Origin of the sequence: Blastococcus sp. TBT05-19 (assembly GCF_003319095.1) — a bacterium.
Lineage (GTDB): Bacteria > Actinomycetota > Actinomycetes > Mycobacteriales > Geodermatophilaceae > Blastococcus.
The window spans coordinates 356,052-376,932 of record NZ_QOHI01000001.1; the positions used below are offsets into that span (position 1 = coordinate 356,052).

General features: G+C 74.3%; 20 protein-coding genes. 14 read left to right on the forward strand and 6 right to left on the reverse strand.

What is annotated here, in order from left to right:
* Nucleotides 1–54 precede the first annotated feature (54 nt).
* A complete protein-coding gene (locus tag DQ244_RS01760; RefSeq protein WP_113809759.1) occupies nucleotides 55–1,575 on the forward strand; it encodes a DUF6779 domain-containing protein in 1,521 nt (506 codons plus the stop codon).
* Here DQ244_RS01760 and DQ244_RS01765 read toward each other — a convergent pair whose 3' ends face one another.
* A complete protein-coding gene (locus DQ244_RS01765; RefSeq protein WP_113809760.1) occupies nucleotides 1,576–2,328 on the reverse strand; it encodes an SDR family oxidoreductase in 753 nt (250 codons plus the stop codon).
* A 261-nt stretch (nucleotides 2,329–2,589) separates the two neighbouring features.
* On the opposite strand from DQ244_RS01765, the gene DQ244_RS01770 reads away from it, so the two are divergent.
* The 7 genes from DQ244_RS01770 to DQ244_RS01800 all read left to right on the forward strand — a co-directional run bounded on the left by DQ244_RS01770 (nucleotide 2,590) and on the right by DQ244_RS01800 (nucleotide 10,617).
* Complete coding sequence (locus DQ244_RS01770) at nucleotides 2,590–3,534, forward strand: Rossmann-like and DUF2520 domain-containing protein (RefSeq protein WP_113809761.1); 945 nt, start codon at nucleotides 2,590–2,592, stop codon at nucleotides 3,532–3,534.
* Nucleotides 3,535–3,539: 5 nt separating this feature from the next.
* Entirely contained in the window at nucleotides 3,540–4,385 is an 846-nt protein-coding gene (panC, locus tag DQ244_RS01775; protein ID WP_113810578.1) for a pantoate--beta-alanine ligase, read from the forward strand.
* Nucleotides 4,382–4,807, forward strand: a complete 426-nt coding sequence (gene panD, locus DQ244_RS01780; RefSeq protein WP_113809762.1) for an aspartate 1-decarboxylase — start codon at nucleotides 4,382–4,384, stop codon at nucleotides 4,805–4,807. Before panC ends, panD begins: the two co-directional genes overlap by 4 nt.
* 49 nt (nucleotides 4,808–4,856) lie before the next feature.
* Nucleotides 4,857–5,651, forward strand: a complete 795-nt coding sequence (locus DQ244_RS01785; protein ID WP_113809763.1) for a type III pantothenate kinase — start codon at nucleotides 4,857–4,859, stop codon at nucleotides 5,649–5,651.
* Nucleotides 5,652–5,736: 85 nt separating this feature from the next.
* The gene (gene lysS / locus DQ244_RS01790) at nucleotides 5,737–7,194 is read left to right on the forward strand and encodes a lysine--tRNA ligase (protein WP_113810579.1); all 1,458 of its coding nucleotides are present in this window, start codon (nucleotides 5,737–5,739) and stop codon (nucleotides 7,192–7,194) included.
* Nucleotides 7,195–7,328: 134 nt separating this feature from the next.
* The gene (locus tag DQ244_RS01795; RefSeq protein WP_113809764.1) at nucleotides 7,329–7,679 is read left to right on the forward strand and encodes an Lsr2 family protein; all 351 of its coding nucleotides are present in this window, start codon (nucleotides 7,329–7,331) and stop codon (nucleotides 7,677–7,679) included.
* 397 nt (nucleotides 7,680–8,076) lie between these two features.
* Entirely contained in the window at nucleotides 8,077–10,617 is a 2,541-nt protein-coding gene (locus DQ244_RS01800) for an ATP-dependent Clp protease ATP-binding subunit (RefSeq protein WP_113809765.1), read from the forward strand.
* A 60-nt stretch (nucleotides 10,618–10,677) separates the two neighbouring features.
* On the opposite strand, the gene DQ244_RS01805 is transcribed toward DQ244_RS01800, so the two are convergent.
* Complete coding sequence (locus DQ244_RS01805; protein ID WP_233491107.1) at nucleotides 10,678–11,562, reverse strand: A/G-specific adenine glycosylase; 885 nt, start codon at nucleotides 11,560–11,562, stop codon at nucleotides 10,678–10,680.
* Between the two features lie 77 nt (nucleotides 11,563–11,639).
* Here DQ244_RS01805 and DQ244_RS01810 point away from each other — a divergent pair, with 77 nt between their 5' ends.
* Nucleotides 11,640–12,326: a MucR family transcriptional regulator gene (locus DQ244_RS01810; RefSeq protein WP_113809767.1), complete on the forward strand. Its 687-nt coding sequence runs from the start codon at nucleotides 11,640–11,642 to the stop codon at nucleotides 12,324–12,326.
* Here the strand turns inward: DQ244_RS01810 and disA are convergent.
* The 4 genes from disA to DQ244_RS01830 form a co-directional block, all read right to left on the reverse strand.
* Nucleotides 12,323–13,408, reverse strand: coding sequence for a DNA integrity scanning diadenylate cyclase DisA (gene disA / locus DQ244_RS01815; protein ID WP_113809768.1), 1,086 nt, complete (start codon nucleotides 13,406–13,408; stop codon nucleotides 12,323–12,325). The genes DQ244_RS01810 and disA overlap by 4 nt on opposite strands.
* 103 nt (nucleotides 13,409–13,511) lie before the next feature.
* On the reverse strand, nucleotides 13,512–14,879 hold the full coding sequence (radA, locus tag DQ244_RS01820; protein WP_113809769.1) for a DNA repair protein RadA: 1,368 nt from the start codon (nucleotides 14,877–14,879) through the stop codon (nucleotides 13,512–13,514).
* 111 nt (nucleotides 14,880–14,990) lie between these two features.
* The gene (locus DQ244_RS01825; protein WP_113809770.1) at nucleotides 14,991–15,638 is read right to left on the reverse strand and encodes a copper chaperone PCu(A)C; all 648 of its coding nucleotides are present in this window, start codon (nucleotides 15,636–15,638) and stop codon (nucleotides 14,991–14,993) included.
* Nucleotides 15,639–15,764: 126 nt separating this feature from the next.
* Nucleotides 15,765–16,613: a UbiA family prenyltransferase gene (locus DQ244_RS01830; RefSeq protein WP_113809771.1), complete on the reverse strand. Its 849-nt coding sequence runs from the start codon at nucleotides 16,611–16,613 to the stop codon at nucleotides 15,765–15,767.
* A gap of 130 nt (nucleotides 16,614–16,743) precedes the next feature.
* Here DQ244_RS01830 and DQ244_RS01835 point away from each other — a divergent pair, with 130 nt between their 5' ends.
* The 5 genes from DQ244_RS01835 to rlmB are packed head-to-tail and all read left to right on the forward strand — an operon-like array spanning nucleotide 16,744 to nucleotide 20,869.
* Nucleotides 16,744–17,226 (forward strand): CarD family transcriptional regulator, encoded by a 483-nt coding sequence (locus tag DQ244_RS01835; RefSeq protein WP_113809772.1) that lies wholly within the window; start codon nucleotides 16,744–16,746, stop codon nucleotides 17,224–17,226.
* A 38-nt stretch (nucleotides 17,227–17,264) separates the two neighbouring features.
* Nucleotides 17,265–17,957 carry a 2-C-methyl-D-erythritol 4-phosphate cytidylyltransferase gene (gene ispD, locus DQ244_RS01840; protein ID WP_113809773.1) on the forward strand — a complete coding sequence of 231 codons (693 nt, stop codon included), beginning with the start codon at nucleotides 17,265–17,267 and terminating at the stop codon, nucleotides 17,955–17,957.
* Nucleotides 17,954–18,481: a 2-C-methyl-D-erythritol 2,4-cyclodiphosphate synthase gene (gene ispF, locus DQ244_RS01845; protein WP_199580102.1), complete on the forward strand. Its 528-nt coding sequence runs from the start codon at nucleotides 17,954–17,956 to the stop codon at nucleotides 18,479–18,481. Before ispD ends, ispF begins: the two co-directional genes overlap by 4 nt.
* A gap of 10 nt (nucleotides 18,482–18,491) precedes the next feature.
* On the forward strand, nucleotides 18,492–19,895 hold the full coding sequence (cysS, locus tag DQ244_RS01850) for a cysteine--tRNA ligase (RefSeq protein WP_113809774.1): 1,404 nt from the start codon (nucleotides 18,492–18,494) through the stop codon (nucleotides 19,893–19,895).
* Nucleotides 19,877–20,869 carry a 23S rRNA (guanosine(2251)-2'-O)-methyltransferase RlmB gene (gene rlmB / locus DQ244_RS01855; protein WP_233491108.1) on the forward strand — a complete coding sequence of 331 codons (993 nt, stop codon included), beginning with the start codon at nucleotides 19,877–19,879 and terminating at the stop codon, nucleotides 20,867–20,869. The genes cysS and rlmB overlap by 19 nt, the downstream gene beginning before the upstream one ends.
* The last annotated feature ends 12 nt before the right edge of the window (nucleotides 20,870–20,881 follow it).

The following is a 20,881-nucleotide window of genomic DNA, read 5'->3' on the forward strand; positions in this document are numbered from 1 at the left end:
GGGCACGGGCGCGGATGCTCCCCGTGAGCGCCGCTCGTCGCTACGCTGGACCCCATGCCCCGCCGCGAGGACGACGACGTCGCCCGCGGACCCGTCCTCCCTGACAGCCGCGTGCTGATGCAGGCCGGTGGCTTCGTGCTCGCCGGCGTGGCCACGCTGGTCGTCTTCCTGACCAGCAACCCGCAGCTGCTGCGGCTCGCCTTCGTGGCCGTGGCCTGGGCGTTCGTCCTCGCCACCTTCGCCGCCGGCCGCCGCGGCGCCGACCGCGTCCGCGCCGCGGCACGCGAGGCGGACCTGCGCCGGGCCTACGAGCTGGAGCTCGACCGCGAGGTCGCCGCCCGCCGTGAGTACGAGCTGGAGCTGGAGAACGAGCTGCGCCGCGAGGCCGAGGACTCGATGCGCGAGGAGCTCGACGCGCTGCGCGGGGAGATCGCCTCGCTGTCCGGGCTGCGCGACGAGGTGGCCCGCGTCTCCGCGCTGCGCGGCGAGCTCGCCTCGCTGTCGGGGCTGCGCGAGGAGATCGCGCGGGTGGCGGCGCTCCGGGACGACGTCGCCGGGCTGGCCTCGCTGCGCGGGGACCTCGGGCAGATCGGGGCGCTGCGCGAGGACATGGGACGGCTGCGCGCCGAGCTCGCCGAGCAGCTGTCCAGCGAGATGCTGGTCGAGCGGATCGTCATGCGCACCCAGGCCAGCAGGCTCCCGGGTGAGGCGCCGCGGATCGACGGCCCGTCGCGCACCCTGGACGGCGCGGCCGGCTGGAGCGACGACACCCCGCCGCGCGAGCTCACCGGGGGATGGCCGGCGATCCGGCTGGACGAGCCGCCGCGCACCCAGCAGTTCGAGCAGGTGCTCGGCGGGCAGTCGTGGGCGTCGTCGTACGAGCCGGTGCCGCCCACCACGTCGTTCCCCGCCGTCCAGCCGACGGCCGCCCCGGCGCCGCCTCCGCCGGTGCCGGCACCTCCGACCGTCGTGCCCTCGCCGCCGCCGGCCCCCGCCCGCCAGCAGCCCCCGGCCTACGAGCCGCTGCCGAGCTACCTGTCCGACGTGCGCTACTCCGCAGAGCCGGCCCGCCCGGCCGAGCCGGTGCGGGACGTCCCCCCGGCGTTCGACCGGCACGCCCGGGCGGCCGCCCACGAGTCCGACCCGTACCTGGGTGCCTGGTCGCCGCGCCCGGTCGAGGACCGGGCGCCGCACACGGTGGCCTCGCCCGTCGTCACGCCGTCACCGGTGATGCCGCACGTCCCGGAGCGGCCGCAGACCCCGGTGGACTGGCTGTCCTCCCGCTCGCTGCTGGACCCGCCGCCGGCTCCGCCCGCGGACGACGTGCTCCGACGGCGGCGCACCGACGAGCCGCCGTCCTGGACGCCCGCCCCGGAGGCCGCGCCCACCACCGAGCGCCCGGCCGCCACGCCGTCCTGGACGCCCACGTCGGCCGGGCCCGACACCTCCGAGGACCTGGCGCGGATCCTGGCCGAGAACGGCGTCACCCCGTCGTCGGGCGGACGTCGCCGTCGCCGCTACCGCGAGGACGGCGAGTCCGACGACGTGCTCGCCCGGGTGCTCGGCCGCGAGTAGTCACCTGGGGCCGCGCGAGAGCCCTCCGCCGTCGATGACCAGGGTCTGGCCGGTGACCCAGCCGGCACCCTCGCCCAGCAGGTAGGCCGCGGCCTCGCCGATGTCCTCCGGCGTCCCCAGCCGTGCCATCGGGTACGCCTGCGCCACCTCGGCCTCGCGGCCCTCGAACAGCGCGCCGGCGAAGCGGGTCTTGACCACCGCCGGGGCGACCGCGTTCACGCGGACCTTCGGGGCCAGCTCCACGGCCAGCTGGGTGGTCAGGTTGATCAGCGCCGCCTTGCTCACGCCGTAGGCGCCGATCTCCTGCGAGGAGCGCAGCCCGGCCACCGAGGCCACGAACAGCACCGAGCCGCCGTGCTCGGCCATCCACGCCCGCCAGGCCTCCTGCACCAGGCCGAGCGCGGAGACCACGTTGGTGTCCAGGATCTTGCGGAAGGCGTCGAGCTCCAGGTCCATGAGCGGCCCGTACGCCGGGTTGATGCCGACGTTGCCCACGAGGACGTCGAGGCTGCCGAAGGTCTCCACCGCGGTGCGCACGGCCTCGGCGCGGTGCTCCGGGTCGCCGGCGTTGCCGGGGACGGCGACCGCGACCTCCGGGCCGCCGAGCTCGGCGACCGCCTCGGCCAGCGCGTCGGGCTTCCGGGCGGTCAGGACCACCCGGGCCCCGCGGTCGACCAGGCTCCTCGCGATACCGAGCCCGATGCCCCGGCTGCCGCCGGTGACCAGGGCGGTGCGTCCCTCGAACGTGCGCACGGTGCCTCCTCAGTCGGTGTCCGGTGGTCACGGTAGGGCGGGCCCCGCGCGGCGGGTGCACCCGGGTGAGCTAAGGCACAGGGCCCAGGCGTTGCGGACGCCGCGGAGCGGTTCCACACTCGCCATCGGCACGCCGCCCGCGTGACACACCGGTTGCAGTGGGCGCCGTTCCGGAGCTCGACCCGCACGACCACCCCGCGGCCACCCGTGGCCGCGACCGACGTCCGGTACCCGAACGGGACTGGAACGAGAGGTGCACCGATGCCTGCTGCCCGCAGGACCCGAGCCCCCGGTCTCGCACCGGCCTCCGACGCACCCGCGCGGCTGCGCGTGGGGATCATCGGCGCCGGCCGCGTCGGCGCCGTCCTCGGTGCCGCTCTCACCGCCGCCGGCCACGACGTCGTCGCTGCCTCCGGCCTCTCCGCCGCCTCCGCGGAGCGCGCCGCCCGGCTCCTGCCCGGCGTCCCCCTCGTGCCCGCCGACGCCGTCGTCGCGGCGTCGGACCTGGTCGTGCTGGCCGTTCCGGACGACACGCTGCCCGGTCTGGTCGCCGGCCTCGCCGAGACCGGTGCCTGGCGCGCCGGCCAGCTGACCTTCCACACCTCCGGGGCGCACGGCCTGGCCGTGCTCGCCCCCGCCGCCGAGGCCGGGGTGCTCACGCTGGCCCTGCACCCAGCCATGACCTTCTCCGGCGCCCCCGAGGACGCCGACCGGCTCGAGGGCGTCCCCTTCGGCGTCACCAGCCGCCCGGAGCACCGGCCGGTCGCCGAGACCCTGGTGCTGGAGATGGGCGGCGAGCCGTTCTTCGTCGACGAGGCCGACCGCGGGCTGTACCACGCGGCACTCGTCACCGGCGCGAACCACCTGGTCACGCTCGTGGCCGAGGCCGCGGACCTGCTCCGCACCGCCGGCGTCGGCGACCCCGCGCGGGTCCTGGCGCCGTTGCTCACCGCCGCCCTCGACAACGGGCTGCGCCGGGGCGACCGCGGGCTCACCGGCCCGGTCAGCCGCGGCGACGTCGGCACCGTCGGCGCCCACCTGGACACCCTGGCCGAGCGGGCGCCCGGAGCGGTCGCGGCCTACGTCGCGATGGCCCGGCGCACCACGGAGCGGGCGCTCGCCTCCGGCAGGCTCAAGCGGCACGAGGGTGCTCCGCTGCTCGACCTGCTCGACGGCTCGCGGACCTCCCCGGCGGACTCGCGGTGAGCACGATGACCCGTCCCGCGGTCGCCGAGTCCGTCGCCGAGCTGCGCCGGCTGGTCGCCGCGCTGCCCGGGCCGGTCGCGCTGGTCCCCACGATGGGGGCGCTGCACGAGGGGCACCGGACGCTGGTCCGGGCCGCCCGCGAGCGCGCCGGCAGCGTCGTCGTGTCGGTCTTCGTCAACCCCACGCAGTTCGGCCCGGGCGAGGACTTCGACCGCTACCCCCGCACCTGGGACGCCGATCTCGCCGCGCTCGCCGAGGAGGGTGCCGACGTCGTCTTCCACCCGCCGGTGGAGGAGGTCTACCCCGACGGCGCGCTGGGCGTCACGGTCGACCCCGGGCCGCTGGGCGCGGTGCTCGAAGGCGCGGTGCGGCCCGGCCACTTCGCCGGCGTGCTCACCGTCGTCGCCAAGCTGTTCGGCCTGGCCCGGCCCGACCTCGCCCTCTTCGGCGAGAAGGACTACCAGCAGCTGACCCTGATCCAGGGCATGGCCCGCGAGCTGGCGCTGGGCGTCGAGGTCGTCGGCGTGCCGACGGTCCGCGAGGACGACGGCATGGCGCTGTCCAGCCGCAACCGCTACCTCTCGCCGGAGCAGCGGGCCACCGCCGCCGCGGTCTCCGCCGCGCTGCGGGCCGGGGCCGCCGCCGGCCCGCACGGGCCCGGCGCCGTCCTCGCGGCGGCGGGTGCGGTGCTCGCCGAGCACCCCGACCTGGTCCAGGACTACCTGGAACTCACCGATACCGACCTGGGGCCGGCGCCCACCGCCGGTCCCGCCCGCCTGCTCGTCGCCGTGCGCGCCGGCAGCACCCGACTCCTCGACAACATCGCGATCCAGCTGGGAGCAGACCGATGATGCGCACGATGCTCAAGTCCAAGATCCACCGCGCCACGGTGACCCAGGCCGACCTGCACTACGTCGGCTCGGTGACCGTCGACGAGGACCTGCTCGACGCCGCCGACCTGATCCCCGGCGAGCAGGTCGCCATCGTCGACATCACCAACGGCGCGCGCCTGGAGACCTACGTGATCCCCGGCGAGCGCGGCAGCGGCGTCATCGGGATCAACGGCGCCGCCGCGCACCTGGTGCACCCCGGCGACATGGTCATCCTCATCAGCTACGGCCTGATGGACGAGACCGAGGCCAAGAGCTACATCCCGAAGGTCGTGCACGTCGACGGCGACAACCGCGTCGTGGAGCTCGGCGGGGACCCGTCGGCCCCGGTGCCCGGCGCTCCCGACCAGCAGCGCAGCGACCTCGGCGTCCCGATCCGGTGACCACCCGGGCCAAAATGGCCATTTTGGCCCGGAGACGGCGGGGTGAGCCGTGCTGCTGACCGTCGACGTCGGCAACAGCCAGACCGTCCTCGCCACCTTCGACGGCGAGCGGCGGGTCGGGTCCTGGCGGGTCACCACCGCGGCCCGCGCCACGGCCGACGAGCTCCGCATGGTCTGGCGCGGCCTGCTGCGCGACACCGAGGTCACCGGCGTCGCGGCCTGCTCGACGGTGCCCGCGCTGCTGCCGTCGCTGCGTCTGCTGCTGGACTCCCTCGACGTCCCGGTGGTGCTCATCGGGCCGGGCGTGCGCACCGGGGTGCCGCTGCACGTGGACAACCCGCGCGAGGTCGGCGCCGACCGCGTCGTCACCGCGCTGGCCGCGCACGAGCTGCACGGCCGCGGCCCCGACGGTCGCGCCCGTCCGGTGGTCGTCGTCGACTTTGGGACCTCCACCAACGTCGACGCCGTCGGGCCCGACGGGCAGTTCCTCGGCGGTGCGCTGGCCCCCGGCGTGGAGGTCAGCCTCGACGCGCTGGCCAGCCGGGCCGCCCAGCTGCGCTCGGTCGAGCTGACCTGCCCGCCGCACGCGATCGGCAAGAACACCGTCGCCGCGCTGCAGTCCGGTCTGGTGCTCGGCTTCGCCGGTCTCGTCGACGGCCTGGTCGCCCGGATCGCCGCCGAGCTGGTCGCCCAGTTCGGATCCGCGCCGGTCGTCGTGGCCACCGGCGGGCTGGCCCCGGTGGTCGTCGACAGCTGCGCGTCGATCGGCGAGCAGGAGCCCGACCTGACCGTGCACGGGCTGCGGCTGGCCTTCCAGCGGCATCGGGCGCAAGCCCCGCGCTGACCCGCCCGTACGCTTTCCCCCCGTGAGCGAAGGACCGAACGGCCCCGTCGACGGCGACGACCTCAGCGAGGAGCTGCCCGAGCAGATGCGCGTCCGCCGCGCGAAGCTCGACCGGCTGCGCGGGTCCGGCACCGACCCGTACCCGGTCTCGGTGCCGCGGACGACGACGCTGGCCGAGGTCCGCGCCGAGCACCCCGACCTCGAGCCGGACACGATGACCGGCCGGCGGGTCGGCGTCACCGGCCGGGTCATCTTCTCCCGCAACACCGGCAAGCTGGCCTTCGCGACGCTGCGCGAGGGCGACGCCGAGCTGCAGGTGATGCTGTCGCGCGACCGCGTCGGCGAGGACGCCCTGGCGGCGTGGAAGGCCGACGTCGACCTCGGTGACCACGTGTTCGTGGAGGGCGAGGTCGGGACGTCGCGCCGCGGCGAGCTCTCGGTCTTCGCCGACTCCTGGCAGCTCGCCGCCAAGTCGCTGCGCCCGCTGCCGGTGGCGCACAAGCCGATGAGCGAGGAGCTGCGGGTCCGGCGGCGCTACGTCGACCTGATCGTCCGCGACGAGGCGCGGAGGACCGTGCGCCAGCGGGCCGCGGTCATGTCGACGCTGCGGGCCGGTCTGGGCCGGCGGGACTTCATCGAGGTCGAGACGCCGATGCTGCAGACGGTGCACGGCGGCGCCGCCGCGCGACCGTTCCGCACGCACATGAATGCGTTCGATCTCGACCTCTACCTGCGCATCGCCCCGGAGTTGTTCCTCAAGCGCTGCATCGTCGGTGGCCTGGACCGGGTGTTCGAGATCAACCGCAACTTCCGCAACGAGGGTGCCGACAGCACGCACTCACCGGAGTTCGCGATGCTGGAGTTCTACGTGGCCTACGCCGATTACTCCGACGTCGCCGTCATCACCCGGGAACTGGTCCAGGAGAGCTGCGCGGCGCTGTTCGGCGACCACGTCGCGCGGCACCACGACGGCACCGAGGTGGACCTTTCCGGCGAATGGCGTCAGGTGAAGCTCTTCGACCTGGTCAGCGAGGCGGTGGGGGAGACCGTGACGCCGCAGACGCCGATCGAGCAGCTGCGCGCGTTCGCCGAGCGGCACGACATCGGCGTCGACCCGGCCTGGATCCACGGCAAGGTGGTCGAGGAGATCTTCGAGGCCCTCGTGCAGCCGTCCCTGCAGGAGCCCACGTTCGTCATGGATTACCCCGTGGACACGTCCCCGCTGACGCGGGCGCACCGCTCCGAGCCCGGTGTGGCGGAGAAGTGGGACCTGTACATCGGCGGGATCGAGCGGGGGACCGGCTACTCCGAGCTCGTCGACCCGGTGGTCCAGCGGGAGCGCTTCACCCAGCAGGCGCTGCTCGCGGCGGCCGGCGACCCCGAGGCGATGGCGCTGGACGAGGACTTCCTCGAGGCGCTGGAGTACGGGATGCCGCCCACCGGTGGCGTCGGTATGGGCATGGACCGGTTGATGATGACGCTGACCGGACTGGGAATCCGCGAGACCATCCTGTTCCCGCTGGTGAGACCAATTAGTTCCTGATCGCTCATCACAAAAGAGCAGAACACCCGGGATGCAATGTCTCGAATGCAACTGACTCGTGCTTTAATCGATTCACACCCGTCGGGTGCGATTGTTCGATCGGCCTCCGGGTCGCTGCGAAAAGCGAGGAACGAATGGCGCGCAAGGTCCAGGTCATCCTGAGCGACGACCTCGACGAGAATCTCCCGGCCGACGAGACCGTCAGCTTCTCGCTGGACGGGACCTCGTACGAGATCGACCTGGCGGAGAAGAACGCCACGGAGATGCGTGACGCCTTCGCCCGTTACGTCTCGGCGGCGCGCAAGGTCGGCCGCGGCAGCGGCAACCGCGCCTCCGGCGGCGGGCGCTCGCGTGCGACCGGCGGTCGCATGGACCGCGAGCAGGCCGGCGCCATCCGCGACTGGGCCCGCAAGAACGGCCACGCGGTGAGCGACCGCGGCCGCATCCCGGCCGGCGTCGTCGAGGCCTACGAGGCCGCGCACTGACGGCCTCGTCCGGAGGCTCGGCCCGAGCTTGCGAGGGCTGAGAGGGACGAGGTCCTTCTGCTCGCCCCCCGGCACTCGCTCCGCTCGCGCCGGGACCCTGCGAGGGGGCCGTTCCAGCACGTTCCGGTGGCCCGGTTCCCTGATGGGAGCCGGGCCTCCGGCGTTCCCGGGGCGGCGCGCCGCGTCCGCTGACGGCGTAACGGGGGTGGAACACCGCTCGGCAGGCGCGAGTTGGAACGAGCAGCCACCCACCGGACCCGCCGCGCAGCGACGGGACGGCGTGGTCCGCGACTACAGTGGAAAGACCGGTGCCCCCGCGCGCCGACGGACGTCGGGTGCCTCTCCCCATCTCCGGGGAGAGCAGTGCCGGACCAGCCGGTCAGAGGAGAAGCAGCAGATGTTCGAACGGTTCACCGACCGAGCCCGTCGAGTCGTCGTCCTGGCCCAAGAAGAGGCCCGGATGCTCAACCACAACTACATCGGCACCGAGCACATCCTCCTGGGCCTGATCCACGAGGGTGAGGGCGTCGCTGCCAAGGCACTGGAGTCCCTCGGCATCTCGCTCGAGGGCGTCCGCCAGCAGGTCGAGGAGATCATCGGGCAGGGCCAGCAGGCGCCGTCCGGTCACATCCCCTTCACCCCGCGGGCGAAGAAGGTCCTCGAGCTGTCGCTGCGCGAGGCGCTGCAGCTCGGCCACAACTACATCGGCACCGAGCACATCCTGCTCGGCCTGATCCGCGAGGGCGAGGGCGTCGCCGCCCAGGTCCTCGTGAAGCTGGGCGCCGACCTCAACCGCGTCCGCCAGCAGGTCATCCAGCTGCTGAGCGGCTACCAGGGCAAGGAGCCGGCCGCTGCCGGCGGCCCGGCCGAGGGCACCCCCTCGACCTCGCTGGTCCTCGACCAGTTCGGCCGCAACCTGACCCAGGCCGCGCGTGACCAGAAGCTCGACCCGGTCATCGGGCGGGCCAAGGAGATCGAGCGGGTCATGCAGGTGCTCTCGCGCCGCACCAAGAACAACCCGGTCCTCATCGGCGAGCCCGGCGTCGGCAAGACCGCCGCCGTCGAGGGGCTGGCGCAGGCCATCGTCAAGGGTGAGGTGCCCGAGACGCTGAAGGACAAGCAGCTCTACACCCTCGACCTGGGCGCCCTCGTCGCCGGTTCCCGCTACCGCGGTGACTTCGAGGAGCGGCTGAAGAAGGTCCTCAAGGAGATCCGCACCCGCGGCGACATCATCCTGTTCATCGACGAGATCCACACCCTCGTCGGGGCGGGTGCCGCCGAGGGCGCGATCGACGCGGCCAGCATCCTCAAGCCGATGCTCGCCCGCGGCGAGCTGCAGACCATCGGCGCCACCACGCTGGACGAGTACCGCAAGCACCTGGAGAAGGACGCCGCGCTCGAGCGCCGCTTCCAGCCCATCCAGGTCAGCGAGCCGACCCTCGCCCACACCGTGGAGATCCTGAAGGGCCTGCGCGACCGCTACGAGGCGCACCACCGGATCAGCATCACCGACGGCGCCCTCGTCGCCGCCGCGACGCTGGCCGACCGGTACATCTCCGACCGCTTCCTGCCGGACAAGGCGATCGACCTGATCGACGAGGCCGGCGCCCGGATGCGGATCAAGCGGATGACCGCGCCGCCGGACCTGCGCGAGTTCGACGACAAGATCGCCGGCGTCCGCCGCGAGAAGGAGTCGGCGATCGACGCCCAGGACTTCGAGAAGGCCGCTGCGCTGCGCGACACCGAGAAGCAGCTGCTGGGCGAGAAGGCCGAGCGCGAGAAGCAGTGGAAGGCCGGCGACATGGACGTCGTCGCCGAGGTGGACGAGGAGCAGATCGCCGAGGTCCTCGCCAACTGGACCGGCATCCCCGTCTTCAAGCTCACCGAGGAGGAGACCTCCCGGCTGCTCCGCATGGAGGACGAGCTCCACAAGCGGATCATCGGCCAGGAAGAGGCCATCAAGAGCGTCAGCCAGGCGATCCGGCGCACGCGGGCGGGCCTCAAGGACCCGCGCCGTCCCGGTGGCTCGTTCATCTTCGCCGGCCCCTCGGGTGTCGGTAAGACCGAGCTGGCCAAGGCGCTCGCGCAGTTCCTCTTCGGTGAGGACGACGCGCTGATCCAGATCGACATGGGCGAGTTCCACGACAAGTTCACCGTGTCGCGCCTGGTCGGTGCCCCTCCCGGCTACGTCGGTTACGACGAGGGTGGCCAGCTCACCGAGAAGGTGCGGCGCAAGCCGTTCTCGGTGGTCCTCTTCGACGAGATCGAGAAGGCGCACGCGGACGTGTTCAACACGCTCCTGCAGGTGCTGGAGGACGGCCGGCTCACCGACGGTCAGGGCCGGATCGTGGACTTCAAGAACACGATCCTGATCCTCACGACCAACCTCGGTACGCGGGACATCTCGAAGGCCGTGGGGCTCGGGTTCCAGGCCGGAAACGACAACACGAGCAACTACGAGCGGATGAAGCTCAAGGTCAACGAGGAGCTGAAGCAGCACTTCCGGCCGGAGTTCCTCAACCGCATCGACGACATCGTCGTGTTCCACCAGCTGACCGAGAACGAGATCATCCACATCGTGGATCTCATGCTGGGTCGCCTCGAGACGCAGCTGAAGAACAAGGACATGGCGATCGAGGTGACCCCGGCGGCGAAGAAGCTGCTGGCGGCCCGCGGCTTCGACCCCGTCCTGGGTGCCCGGCCTCTGCGCCGGACCATCCAGCGCGAGATCGAGGACGCGTTGAGCGAGAAGATCCTCTACGGCGAGCTGACCGGCGGTCAGATCGTTGTCGTGGACGTCGACGACGCCGAGGGTCCCGCGCAGAAGTTCACCTTCCGCGGCGAGGCCAAGCCCCTCGACCTGCCCGACACCCCGCCGGTGGCGCTCTCGGGCGCCGACGGCGAGGAGGGCGAGGGTCCCTCGTTCACCAAGAAGTAAGGGCTCCCAGGCCCTGCGGAGGCCGCTCCACCCGGTTCGGGTGGGGCGGCCTCCGTCGTCTCAGGACGGCAGCCGGAAGCGCCCGTCGGCCGTCTGCTCGACCAGGCCGTCGGTGAGCAGCGAGTCCAGGCAGCGGGAGCGCTGGACGGCGTCGTCCCACGCCGCGTCCAGCGCGGCGGCGTCCACCGGCTCGTGCGCAGCGCGGAGCACGTCGAGCAGCCGGCCGCGCACCTGGCGGTCGGTGCCGGCGAACTTCTGCACCCGGCGCGGCGGGCCGTCGTGCGCGGGGGAGCCGGCCTGCCGCCACGCGCAGCGGTCCCGCACCGGGCAGGCGCCGCACCGGGGCGTCCGGGCGACGCAGACCAGGGCGCCGAGCTCCATCACGGCCACGGAGAACCGCACCGCCCGCTCGTCGTCCTCCGGGGCGAGCGCAGCGATGTCGGAGAGGTCGGAGGCGCGGGCGTTCCCGGCCTCCGCGCGCCCGTGCACCAGCCGCGCCACGACCCGCCGCACGTTGGTGTCGACGACCGGCTGGCGTTGCCCGTAGCCGAAGCAGGCCACCGCGCGGGCGGTGTAGGTCCCGATCCCCGGCAGGGCCTCCAGGGCGGCCACGTCGGCCGGGACGACGCCGTCGTGCCGTTCGGTCACGGCCACGGCCGCCTCCCGCAGCCGCAGCGCCCGTCGCGGGTAGCCGAGCTTGCCCCAGGCGCGGATCACCTCGCCCGGCGGCGTGGCCGCGAGATCGGCCGGGCGGGGCCAGCGGGCCATCCACTCGCGCCAGACCGGCTCGACCCGGGCGACCGGCGTCTGCTGCAGCATCACCTCGCTGACCAGCACGGCCCAGGCGTCCACCCCGGGCGTGCGCCACGGCAGGTCGCGGGCGGCGGTCGCGTACCAGTCGACGATCGCCTCACCGGCGGGTTCGGCAGGGGGCGCGGGCGTCACGGCCACCCAGTCTGCCGTCGGTCCGGTGCGGCGTGCCGAGGGGGACGACGGCGACGCCGCCGATTACCGTTCCGGGCGTGTTGCACCCGGTGGGCCCGCTGCCCGCAGCCGTCTACTGGCGACGGCGGCTGGTCGTGCTGGTGCTCCTGCTCGCGGTCGTCGGCGGGCTGACGTGGGGCACCGTGTGGCTGCTCGACCGGCAGGCCGGCGGCGGCGAGGCGACGGCGACACCCGCCGGCCCCACGGAGCTGCCCGCCCTGGACCGCGTGGTCCCGTCCGTGGCCGCCGTGCGCACCCCGGAGGCGCCCAGCTCGCCCGCAGCGGCCCCCAGCACTCCCGCCGCGGCCGCTCCGCAGGCTCCCCAGGCCGGTGGGCCGTGCGGTGACGACGTCCTGGTGCTCGAGGTGCGCACCCCCGGTCAGGTGGCCGTGGGCAGCAAGCCGACCTTCCAGCTGGCCGTCGGCAACGCAGGCAGCGTCCCGTGCGTCCGGGCCCTGGACAAGGAGCTGCAGGAACTGGTGCTGGTCGGCGCCGGGGGCACCCGGGTGTGGGGGAGCAACGACTGCTTCCCCGAGAGCAGCGACGAGCCGCGCACGCTCGCGCCGGGCGAGGTCGTGGTGATCGACGTCGTCTGGGGTGGCCTGACCAGCGAGCCCACCTGCACCGCACCCCGGGCCGCGCCCGCCCCGGGGAACTACCTGCTGCGCGGCCGGCTGGACACGAAGGTGTCGGCGGACGCCCCGCTCACCCTGCAGCAGGGCTAGCTGTAGCGGTCGAGGATCGAGGTCTCGGCGAGGCGGGACAGGCCCTCGCGGATGCCGCGGGCACGGGCCTCGCCGACGCCCTCGACGGCCAGCAGGTCCTCGATGGTCGCGGCCAGCAGCTTCTGCAGCCCGCCGAAGTGCTCGACGAGGCGGTCGATGATGCCGGCGGGCAGCCGGGGCACCCGGGCCAGCAGGCGGTAGCCACGCGGGCTCACGGGGGAGTCCAGGGCGTCCGGCGACGTCGGCAGCCCGTAGCAGCGGGCGACGGCGGACAGGTCGAGCAGCTCGGTGGCGCTCAGCGCCCGCAGATCGGTGAGGACCTGGTCGATGGTGCGCGGACGGCGGCCGCCGGAGGGCATGTAGTCCTGGACCAGCAGGCCGCGGTCCTCCTCGACGCCGGCCAGCATCTCGTCCAGCTGCAGCGCGAGCAGCCGGCCGTCGGTGCCGAGCTCCACCACGAAGCCCTCGATCTCGTCGGCGATGCGGCGGACCATCTCGAGGCGCTGGCTGACGCTCATGGCGTCGCGGACGGTGACCAGGTCCTCGATCTCCAGGGCGGAGAGCGTGCTGGCCACCTCGTCCAGGCGGAGCTTGTAGCGCTCGAGCGCCGCGAGCGCCTGGTTCGCCCGCGCCAGGATCGTCGTCGGGTGCTCGAGGGTGTACCGGCGGCCGGCCACGTAGACGCTGATGATGTGCATCGACTGGCTGACCGAGATGACCGGGAAGCCGGACTGGATCGCCACCCGCTCGGCGGTGCGGTGCCGGGTGCCGGACTCCTCGGTGGGGACCGTCGGGTCGGGCATCAGGTGGACACCGGCCCGGACGATGCGGGTGCCGTCGTAGGAGACGATCACCGCGCCGTCCATCTTGGCCAGCTCGCGCAGCCGGGTGGCCGAGAGCGCCACGTCCAGGGCGAAGCCGCCGGTGCAGATGGACTCGACCACGCGGTCGTAGCCGAGCACGATCAGCGCGCCGGTCCGACCGGCGAGGATCCGCTCCAGGCCGTCGCGCAGCGCCGTGCCGGGGGCGATGCGCCCCAGGAGTTCGCGCAGGGCGATCTCGGGGTCCACGGCGGCGGGCACGAGCGCTCCTGACGGTCGAGTGGTGCGGCGGCCGAGTCTACGTGCCCGGACCGACGCGAGGATCGCCTCGGGGTGCGACGAGGCGTTGCGAGACCCTACGGGCTCAGAACAGGCGGTGGAAAGCGGCGCCGAGGTCGGGGACCTCGATGAGCCGCATCCCGGCCGGAGCGGAGCCGGCGTCGGGCGGGACCAGCGCGGTGCGGTAGCCCTGGCGGGCGGCCTCGGCCAGCCGGCGGCCGGTTCCGCCGACCCGGCGGATCTCCCCGGACAGGCCCACCTCGCCGAGCGCGACCATGCCGGCCGGGAGCGGGGTGTCCTTGGCCGCCGAGGCGATCGCGAGGGCGAGGGCGAGGTCGGCGGCCGGTTCGGCGATCCGCACCCCGCCCACGGAGGCGGCGAAGACGTCGGCGTCGGCGAGCTTCACCCGGCCGCGGCGCTCCACCACGGCGTTGACCATGGCGACCCGCTGGCCGTCCAGGCCGCTGACCGCCCGGCGCGGCGAACCGCCGCCGCCGGAGCTCGCCACCAGCGCCTGCACCTCGGCCAGCAGCGGGCGGCTGCCTTCGAGGGTGACCGTGACGCAGCTGCCCGGGACGGGGTCGGCGCGGCGGGAGACGAAGAGGGCGGACGGGTCCGGTACCCCGACCACGCCGCGGTCACCGATCTCGAAGCAGCCGATCTCGTCGGCGGGTCCGAAGCGGTTCTTGGTGGCCCGCACCATCCGCAGGGTCGAGTGGCGCTCGCCGTCGAAGGAGATGACGACGTCGACGAGGTGCTCGAGGGTGCGCGGGCCGGCGATGGCGCCGTCCTTCGTCACGTGCCCGACGAGGATGGTGGTCATGCCGCGGCTCTTGGCCACGCCGGTGAGCGCCGACGCCACCGCCCGCACCTGGGTGGACCCGCCGTCGGTGCCCTCGGCGGCGGGGGAGCGCACGGTCTGGACGCTGTCGAGGACCAGGAGGGAGGGCTTGACCGCCTCGACGTGCGCGAGCACGGCCGACAGCTCGGTCTCGGCCGCGAGGTACAGCTGGTCGTGCAGCGCACCGATCCGCTCGGCCCGCAGCCGCACCTGGCCGGCCGACTCCTCGCCGGAGACGACGAGCGCCGGGCCGTTGCTCGCCGCCACCCGCTGGGCCACCTCGAGCAGCAGGGTGGACTTGCCCACGCCGGGCTCGCCGGCGACCAGCAGCACCGCGCCCGGCACGAGCCCACCGCCGAGGACGCGGTCGAACTCCGCGATGCCGGTGGGGACGGCGCGGGCGCCCGCGAGCTCGACCTGGGCGATCGGCAGCGCCGGGGAGGTGACCTGCCCGGCCGACACGGCGCGCAGGCCCGTCGTGGGGGCGCCGGTCTCCTGCAGGGTGCCCCAGGCCTGGCACTCCGGGCAGCGCCCGACCCACTTGGCCGAGGCGTAGCCGCACTCGGTGCAGCGGTGGGCGGGGCGGGCGGACTTCACTCCTGCGGGCGGCACGCCACCGACGCTAACCGGGGCCACCGACAAATCCGGCGGGAACGCGCGAGGGCGGCCCCGTGGCGGGGCCGCCCTCGCGGCGGTGCTCAGGTGGAGCGGCTCAGCGGGAGATCACTCCCCGCCCTCGTGGTGCTCGTCCTCTGCGCCCTCTTCGCTGGTGGCCTCGCCGTGCTCCTCGTGGAAGTCGAAGGCCTCGCCCCGCTCGAGCTCGCGGTCCGGGTTGCCGACGGGCACCAGCATGGTGACCTCGCCGGCGTTCTCGAAGGTGAGCACCAGCTCGACGTACTGGCCCGTGGTCAGGGGCTCGTCGAGGTCGGTCAGCGTGATGGTGGCCGCGCCGTCACCGCCGACGAAGACCGAGGAACGGGCCGGGATCTCGAGCTCGTCCGATGCCGACGCCGTGCTCCCGGTCGAGGGCGCCGTCGTCGGTGCGCTGCTGGTGGAGGGGCTGGCGGCGCCGGTGCTGATCTCCGCCTCGCCGAAGCCCTCGCCCGTGATGCCGGTCAGGGTGTCGGCCTCGGCGCCGCTGTTGGCGATGGCCAGCATCAGGGTGGCGTCGTCACCGGCCTCGTAGCGACCGCCCTCGGGGTACTCGAGGTTCGCCATCCGGAGCGTGATGTCGCCGACGGCGGCCATGGCCCCGACCTTGTCGCGCTCCTGCGTGGCGGTCTGCGTGACCCGCCCGGCGCTGCACGCGGAGAGCGCGATCGGGGAGAGGAGCAGAACGCCCATGGTGGCGGCGCGCAGAGCGCGGTTCACAGCTGTCGACCTCCAGCAGGACCGTGCCGGCCACCGGGGATCGGTGGCGCGGAGACGACCCGAGCGTATCGGTCGCCCGCTCGGCCCGCCCGCAGGGAGCGGCGGCAGGTCGCGCGCCCGGCCCGGTCAGGCCAGCCCCGAGCCCCCGGCGAGCAGCAGCACGACGTCCAGGACGGTCAGCAGCATGACCGCGGGGAAGGCCAGCCGGCGGAAGGCGGGCCGGCCCGCGAGGCCGGCCACGACCGCGGCCGGCACGGCCAGGACCAGCGCCGCGTACCCGGCGGCCGTCGGCGGGCCGTCCGGGCCGAGGACCAGGACCAGCGAGGCGGCGGCCAGCAGGACCGCGCCGGACGCCGCCGAGATCGAGGCGCCGAGCCGGTGGGGGAGGCCCCGGACGCCGGTCGCGAGGTCGTCCTCCAGGTCGGGGGCGACGTTGGCGAGGTGGGCTGCGCCACCGAGCGCCGCTCCGGCCGCGACCAGCCACCAGGGAGCCGTCGCGGCGCCGGGGGCGGCGGCCACCACGCCGGCCGGGAGGGCGCCGAAACCGACCACGTAGCCCGCGAAGGACCAAATCGTGCGCTTGAGCCCGGCGTTGTAGGCCCACCCGCTGGCGACGAGGAGCAGGAGGAGCAGCCCGGGCACCGCGCCGAGCAGCAGCGAGAGGAGGACCGCCAGAGCGGCGGAGACGAGCGCCGCACGGCGCAGCAGCGCCGGGCTCACGGCGCCCTGGACCACCGGCTTGTCGGCGCGGGCGACGGCGCGGTCGCGGTCGGCGTCGAGCCAGTCGTTGCTCCAGCCGATGGACGCCTGACCTGCGAGGACGGCCGCGAGGACCAGTGCGGTGCGGCCGGCCGGGGTGCCCGACGCCACGGCGAGGAGGGTGGCGACGGTGGTCACCGCGACGGCCGGTCCCGGGTGCGTCGCGAGGGCCAGCGAGCGCACCAGCGACGGCGGCCGCGCTGCCTCCGGAGGCACATCAATCACGCTCTGTCAACCCCCTGAGGCCAATGCATCAAGGCTCTGACCTGCAGATTTACTGCCCGGGCCCGATCCGTTGGTCAGTCTCCCGTGCTAACCTAGAGGGAGCGAAAGGGGTCACATTCACATGGGCTTCACTGTCGGCGAGACCGTCGTCTATCCGCATCACGGTGCCGCTCTGATCGAGGCGATCGAGCAGCGCACCGTCAAGGGCGAGCAGAAGGCCTACCTCGTGCTGAAGGTCGCCCAGGGCGACCTCACCGTCCGGGTTCCGGCTGACAACGCAGAGATCGTCGGCGTCCGCGACGTCGTCGGCCAGGAAGGCCTGGACAAGGTCTTCGAGGTGCTGCGCGCACCGCACACCGAGGAGCCGACCAACTGGTCGCGCCGCTACAAGGCCAACCTCGAGAAGCTGGCCTCCGGTGACGTGAACAAGGTCGCCGAGGTCGTCCGCGACCTCTGGCGCCGCGACAAGGACCGGGGCCTCTCGGCCGGCGAGAAGCGGATGCTCTCCAAGGCCCGCCAGATCCTGGTCAGCGAGCTCGCGCTCGCCGAGGGCACCAACGAGGACAAGGCCGAGATCCTGCTCGACGAGGTCCTCGCCAGCTGAGCACTCAGCACTCCTCCAGAACCAACCGGACCACTCCCGTGCACGCTGTCGCGATCGTCGCAGCGGCCGGGAGTGGTTCGCGTCTGGGGGCCGACCGCCCGAAGGCGCTCGTCCCGCTCGCCGGTCGGCCGCTCGTGTGCTGGGCCGTCGACGGGCTGCTCGACGGAGGTGTCGCCGAGGTCGTGGTGACCGTCCCCGCCGCCGAGCGCGAGGCCTTCGCCGCCGTCCTGCCCGCCGCGGTCCGGATCGTGGACGGCGGGGCGACGCGCACCGCCTCGGTCCGCGCCGGCCTCGCCGCGCTGTCCGACCCCGCCCACCCCGCCGCCGACGTCGTCCTCGTGCACGACGCGGCGCGCCCGCTCACCCCGCCCGACGTCGTCGCCCGGGTGCTCGCCGCGATCGCCGCCGGCGCCCCGGCGGTCGTGCCCGTGCTCCCGGTCGTCGACACGACCGTGCTCGTCGACGACGACGGCGCCGTCGTCGACGCGGTCCCGCGTGCCCCGCTCCGCCGGGTGCAGACCCCGCAGGGCTTCGCCCGGGACGTGCTCGAGCGGGCCTACGCGGCGCTGCCGGAGGGTGCCGAGCTGACCGACGACGCCGCCGTGGTGCGCGCCTCGGGCGTGCGGGTGGACACCGTCGCCGGGGACGAGCGCTCGGCCAAGGTCACCGTGCCGCACGACCTCACCCTGGCCGGGCTCGCGGTGACCGTCGATGGCACGGTGACCCGGTGACCACCCCCGAGCTGCCGCGGGTCGGCGTCGGCACCGACGTGCACCCGATCGAGGCCGGCCGCCCGTGCTGGCTGGCCGGGCTGGAGTGGCCGGGCGTCGACGGCTGCGCCGGGCACTCCGACGGCGACATCGTCGCCCACGCGATCACCGACGCGGTCCTCTCCGCCGCGGGCCTCGGCGACATCGGCGGGCTGCTGGGCACCGACGACCCGCGCTGGGCCGGCGCCCGCGGTGCCGACGTCCTGGTGCACGTGCGCGAGGTGCTCGACGCCGCCGGCTGGCGGGTGGGCAACGCCTCCGTGCAGCTGGTCGCCTCGACCCCCAAGCTGGGCCCCCGCCGGGGCGAGGCCGAGGCGGCGCTGTCGGCGGCGCTCGGGGCGCCCGTCAGCGTGACCGCCACCACGACCGACGGCCTCGGGCTCACCGGCCGGGGAGAGGGTCGGGCCGCCGTGGCCACCGCGCTGGTGGTCCGGACGGGGGAGACCGCCGCGGAGGCGGTACGAGAGGGGCCCGGGGCTCCGTAGACTCCCCCCAGTGAGCCTCCGCCTGTACGACACGGCCGCCCGCGCGGTCCGCGACTTCACGCCCCTGCGTGCCGGTCAGGCGTCCGTCTACGTCTGCGGTCTGACGGTGCAGGGCCGGCCGCACGTCGGGCACATCCGGGCGGCGGTCTCCTTCGACGTGCTGCGCCGCTGGCTGGCCGCGGGCGGGCTCGACGTCACCTACGTCCGCAACGTCACCGACATCGACGACAAGATCCTCACCAAGGCCGCCGAGCACGGTGTCCCGTGGTGGGCCTGGGCGTACGAGAACGAGCGCGCCTGCACCCGCGCCTACGACGTCCTCGGCGTCCTGCCGCCCACCTACGAACCGCGAGCCACCGGGCACGTGCCGGAGATGATCACGCTCATGGAGCGGCTGATCGAGCGCGGCCACGCCTACGCCGTCGACGGCGACGTCTACTTCGACGTGCGCTCCTTCCCCGAGTACGGCGCCCTCACCGGCCAGCGGCTGGAGAACCTGGAGCCGGCGGCCGACACCGACACCGACGAGCGCAAGCGCGACCCCCGCGACTTCGCGCTGTGGAAGGGCTCCAAGCCCGGCGAGCCGGACACCGCCTCCTGGCCGACGCCGTGGGGCCGCGGCCGTCCCGGCTGGCACCTGGAGTGCTCGGCGATGGCCGGGCGCTACCTCGGCGACGCCTTCGACATCCACGGCGGCGGCCTGGACCTGCGCTTCCCGCACCACGAGAACGAGCAGGCCCAGTCGCGCGCCGCGGGCGAGGACTTCGCGCAGTACTGGATGCACAACGGCTGGGTCACCCTCGGCGGCGAGAAGATGAGCAAGTCGATGGGCAACACCGCGCTGGTCGACGAGGTCGTGCAGCAGGTACGCCCGATCGAGCTCCGCTACTACCTGGTCGCCCCGCACTACCGGTCGACGATCGAGTTCACCGACGCGGCGCTGGAGGAGGCCGGACAGGCCTTCCGCCGGATCGAGTCCTTCGTCAAGCGCGCCGTCGAGCGGGTCGGGTCCGACGGCGAGCAGGAGCTGCCCGGGGACTTCCGCGCGGCGCTGGACGACGACCTGGGCACGCCGGCGGCGATCGCCGTCGTCCACGAGGCGGTGCGGCAGGGCAACACGGCGCTCGCCGACGGCGACGACGCCGCGGTCTCGGCCGCGCTCGGCGCGGTACGGGCCATGCTCGGCGTGCTGGGTCTGGACCCCCTGGACCCGCAGTGGGCCACGGCCGGCGGCTCCGACGAGCGGCTGGCCCGGGCCACCGACGGGCTGGTGGCGCTGGCGCTCGAGCAGCGCCAGGCCGCCCGTGCGCGCAAGGACTTCGCGGCGGCGGACGCGATCCGCGACCAGCTCGCCGCCCTCGGCCTCTCGGTCGAGGACACCCCGCAAGGAACCCGATGGGAGCTGAGCCGCTGATGGCCGGCAACAGCCAGCGCCGAGGCCGTAGCGACGGTGCAGGCAAGAAGACCGCCACCGCAGGGACGGGCGGCAAGAACCGGCGCTCGCTCGCCGGGCGCGGGGCGACCCCGCCCGCCGAGGCGCGCACGGGGCACCCGGCGCAGCGCCGGGCCGCCGCCGAGGCCCGGCAGCGCGCCGACCGCGCGCGGGCCCGGCAGCGCTCGGAGGAGCAGCCGGAGCTGCTGCTCGGCCGCAACCCGGTGGTCGAGGCGCTGCGCGCCCGCATCCCCGCGACGGCGCTCTACGTCGTCACCGGTGACACGACCCGGCCCGGCGCCGACGAGCGCATCACCGAGGCGCTCGGCCTGGCCGCGGACCGCGGCCTGCCGCTGCTCGAGGTGGGCAAGGGCGAGTTCGACCGCATGTCCCAGGGTGCGCTGCACCAGGGCATCGGCCTGCAGGTCCCGCCCTACGACTACGCGCACCCCGACGACCTGCTGGCCATCGCCCAGGACTCTGGCCGGGCCCCGCTGATCGTCGCGATGGACGGGGTCACCGACCCGCGCAACCTGGGCGCCGTCGTGCGCTCGGCCGCCGCGTTCGACGCCCACGGCGTCGTGGTCCCGCAGCGCCGCGCGGTCGGCATGACCGCCTCGGCCTGGCGCACCAGCGCCGGTGCCGCGGCGCGGCTGCGGGTGGCCCGCGCGGTCAACCTGCCGCGCGCGCTCACCGCCTACCAGGACGCCGGCCTGCAGACCGTGGGCCTGGCCGGCGACGGCGACGTCGACCTGCACGAGTACGACGGCTTCGCCGACCCGGTGGCGCTCGTCGTGGGCGCCGAGGGCACGGGTCTGTCGCGACTGGTCCGGGAGAAGTGCGACGTCGTCGTGCGCATCCCGATCGGGCGCGACACCGAGTCGCTCAACGTCAGCGTCGCCGCGGGCATCGCGCTGTACCAGGTTGCGATGCTGCGCAGCGCACCGCGGCCATGAGCCGTCCCCGCG

Coding starts and splice junctions, on each gene's coding strand:
- DQ244_RS01760 (WP_113809759.1), top strand. CDS start 55: ATGCCCCGCCGCGAGGACGACGACGTCGCCCGCGGACCCGTCCTCCCT.
- DQ244_RS01770 (WP_113809761.1), top strand. CDS start 2,590: ATGCCTGCTGCCCGCAGGACCCGAGCCCCCGGTCTCGCACCGGCCTCC.
- panC (WP_113810578.1), top strand. CDS start 3,540: ATGACCCGTCCCGCGGTCGCCGAGTCCGTCGCCGAGCTGCGCCGGCTG.
- panD (WP_113809762.1), top strand. CDS start 4,382: ATGATGCGCACGATGCTCAAGTCCAAGATCCACCGCGCCACGGTGACC.
- lysS (WP_113810579.1), top strand. CDS start 5,737: ATGCGCGTCCGCCGCGCGAAGCTCGACCGGCTGCGCGGGTCCGGCACC.
- DQ244_RS01795 (WP_113809764.1), top strand. CDS start 7,329: ATGGCGCGCAAGGTCCAGGTCATCCTGAGCGACGACCTCGACGAGAAT.
- DQ244_RS01800 (WP_113809765.1), top strand. CDS start 8,077: ATGTTCGAACGGTTCACCGACCGAGCCCGTCGAGTCGTCGTCCTGGCC.
- DQ244_RS01835 (WP_113809772.1), top strand. CDS start 16,744: ATGGGCTTCACTGTCGGCGAGACCGTCGTCTATCCGCATCACGGTGCC.
- rlmB (WP_233491108.1), top strand. CDS start 19,877: ATGGGAGCTGAGCCGCTGATGGCCGGCAACAGCCAGCGCCGAGGCCGT.